The 2,620-nt window shown below is 68.4% G+C and carries 2 protein-coding genes; both read right to left on the bottom strand.

The window, feature by feature from the left end; translation table 11 throughout:
- Positions 1-1,378, bottom strand: a 1,378-nt coding sequence (locus tag QZ332_RS13435) for a Tex-like N-terminal domain-containing protein (RefSeq protein WP_295766365.1), incomplete at its 3' end; no start/stop codon positions are given.
- 24 nt (positions 1,379-1,402) lie between these two features.
- Positions 1,403-2,620, bottom strand: a 1,218-nt coding sequence (locus QZ332_RS13430) for an MATE family efflux transporter (RefSeq protein ID WP_295766363.1), incomplete at its 5' end; no start/stop codon positions are given.

Below are 2,620 nucleotides of genomic sequence, written 5' to 3'. Positions count from 1 at the left end.
GCCCCACGCCGATGGCCTTGGGGTCGATCTTCACCAGCTCCGCCAGGGGGTCCTGTAAACGCCGGGCGATGGACACGGCGGAGCGGAGGTTCACGTCGTACTCCGGGAACTCCTCCGCCGCCAGCTTGCTGGCGGAGTAGACCGAGGCCCCGGCCTCGGAGACGATCATATAACTGACGGAGCGGCCCGCCGCGCCCATCCGCCGGATCAGCTCCACCGCCATCTGCTCCGTCTCCCGGCTGGCGGTGCCGTTGCCGATGGCGATGTGCTCCACGCCGTGCGCCTCGATGAGCTTTGCCAGGACGGCGATGGCCTCGTCCTTCTTCCGCTGGTTATAGGTGGGGTAGACCACGGCGGTGTCCAGCACCTTCCCCGTGCCGTCCACCACGGCCACCTTGCATCCCATGCGGTAGCCCGGGTCCAGGCCCATGGTGACCCTGCCCTTCACGGGGGGCTGCATCAGCAGGGGCTTCAGGTTCAGCGCGAACTGGCCGATGGCCCCCTCGGCGGCGGCCTCGGTGAGGGCGCTGCGGGCCTCCCGCTCCAGGGAGGGGGCGATCAGGCGGTCATAGGCGTCCTCCGCCGCGGCCTTGACGAACTCCATGGACCGGCTCCCCGGCACGACCACCCGGCGGCGCAGGGCCTGGAGGGCCAGGTCCCGGTCCATCTGGACGGAGACCTTCAGCTTCCCCTCCTTCTCCCCCCGGTCGACCGCCAGGACCTGGTGGCCCTGTATCCGGGAGAGGGGCTGGGCGAAGTCATAATAGAGCCGGTAGACGCTGTCCTCCTCCACGGCGGCGGCGCTGCAGAGCCGGCCCTTCCTGGCGAGCAGGGCCCGGAGGGACTTGCGCAGGTCCGCGTCGTCGCTCAGCGTCTCCGCCACGATGTCGGAGGCCCCGGCCAGGGCGTCCTCCGCGGTCTCCACGCCCTTCTCCGGGTCGACGTACTTCGCCGCCTCCTCCAGGGGGGCCGGGCAGTCCGGCCCCTGGGCGAAGAGGAGCTCCGCCAGGGGGGCCAGGCCCTTCTCCCGGGCCACGGCGGCCCGGGTCCGGCGTTTTTGCTTATAGGGGCGGTACAGGTCCTCCACCTCCGCCAGGGTGGCGGCGGCGTCGATGGCGGCGGACAGCGCCTCCGTCAGCTTCCCCTGCTCCTCGATGGATCTCTTCACGGCCTCCCGCCGCTCCTGGAGGCCCCGGAGATAGCGCAGGCGCTCCTCCAGGGCCCGCAGGACCGTGTCGTCCATGGCCCCGTGCAGCTCCTTGCGGTAGCGGGCGATGAAGGGGATGGTATTGCCCTCGTCCAGCAGGCGGACGACGTTGTCCACGTACTGGGCGGGCCGGCCCAGCTCCTGGGCCAGCTGTGTGACGATCGCTTCCATAAAGACCTCCTTAGATCGCGGGGCTCAGCTCTGCGGCGCGGCGGTCTTGGCGTCCGCCGCCTTCAGGGTCCGGCGGAGGAAGAGGATGCTCAGCACCAGGGACACCACCTCCGAGATGGGGAAGCAGAACCACACCAGATCCAAGATCCCCGTCTGGGCCAGCAGCCATGCCGCCGGCAGCAGCGCCGCCAGCTGGCGGCAGACGGAGCAGATGAGCGTATAGACCGGATTGCCGATGGCCTGGCAGACGGAGCCGGCGATGATGTCGAAGCCCGCCAGCAGGAAGGAATAGCTGATGACCCGCAGGGCCACGGTGCCGATGGAGAGCATCTCCTGGGAGGGGTTGAAGAAGCCCAGGAGCACGTGGGGGATCAGGTTGAAGGCGGCGCAGCCGATCACCATGACCACCGTGGCCACCGTGGCGGTGAGGCGGAAGGTCCTCCGCACCCGGTCCATGCGGGCCGCGCCGTAGTTATAGGAGATGATGGGCACCATGCCGTTGTTCAGGCCGAAGACCGGCATGAAGATGAAGCTCTGGAGCTTGAAATAGGCCCCGAAGACCGCCGTGGCCGTGTCGGTGAAGCCCATCAGGATCTTGTTCATGCCGAAGGTCATGACGGAGCCGATGGACTGCATGACGATGGAGGGCACGCCCACCCGGTAGATCTCCCGGACGATCTCCCGGTCCGGGCGGATGGCGCGGAAGCGGATGTGGATGTCCGGGTTGAACCGCAGGTTCATGACGAGGCCGATGAAGGCGGCGATGATCTGCCCCATGACCGTGGCCACGGCGGCCCCCGCCACCTCCATCCGGGGGAAGCCGAAGAGGCCGAAGATCAGGATGGGGTCCATGATGATGTTGATCACCGCGCCGATGATCTGGGTGATCATGGAGTACACCGTCCGGCCCGTGGACTGGAGCAGGCGCTCGAAGCAGAACTGGCTGAAGATGCCGATGGACAGGCCCAGGCAGATGCGGGCGTAGGCCGTGCCGTAGTCCACGATGGGGGCGATGTCCGTCTGGGCCAGGAAGAAGGGCCGGGCCAGCAGGAAGCCGCACACGCCGAAGACGACGGCGCTGAGCAGGAACACGAAGATGCCCGTGTTGGCGGCGCGGTCGGCCATGTCCTGCTTCTTCTCGCCCAGGGACCGGGAGAGCAGGGCGTTCATGCCCACGCCGGTGCCGCCGCCCACGGCGATCATCAGGTTCTGGAGGGGGAAGGCCAGGGAGACGGCGTTCAG

The organism is uncultured Oscillibacter sp. (assembly GCF_910584465.1).
Classification (GTDB): domain Bacteria; phylum Bacillota; class Clostridia; order Oscillospirales; family Oscillospiraceae; genus Oscillibacter.
Note: the sequence above shows the minus strand (reverse complement) of the source record. Positions and strands in the feature narration are given on the sequence as shown.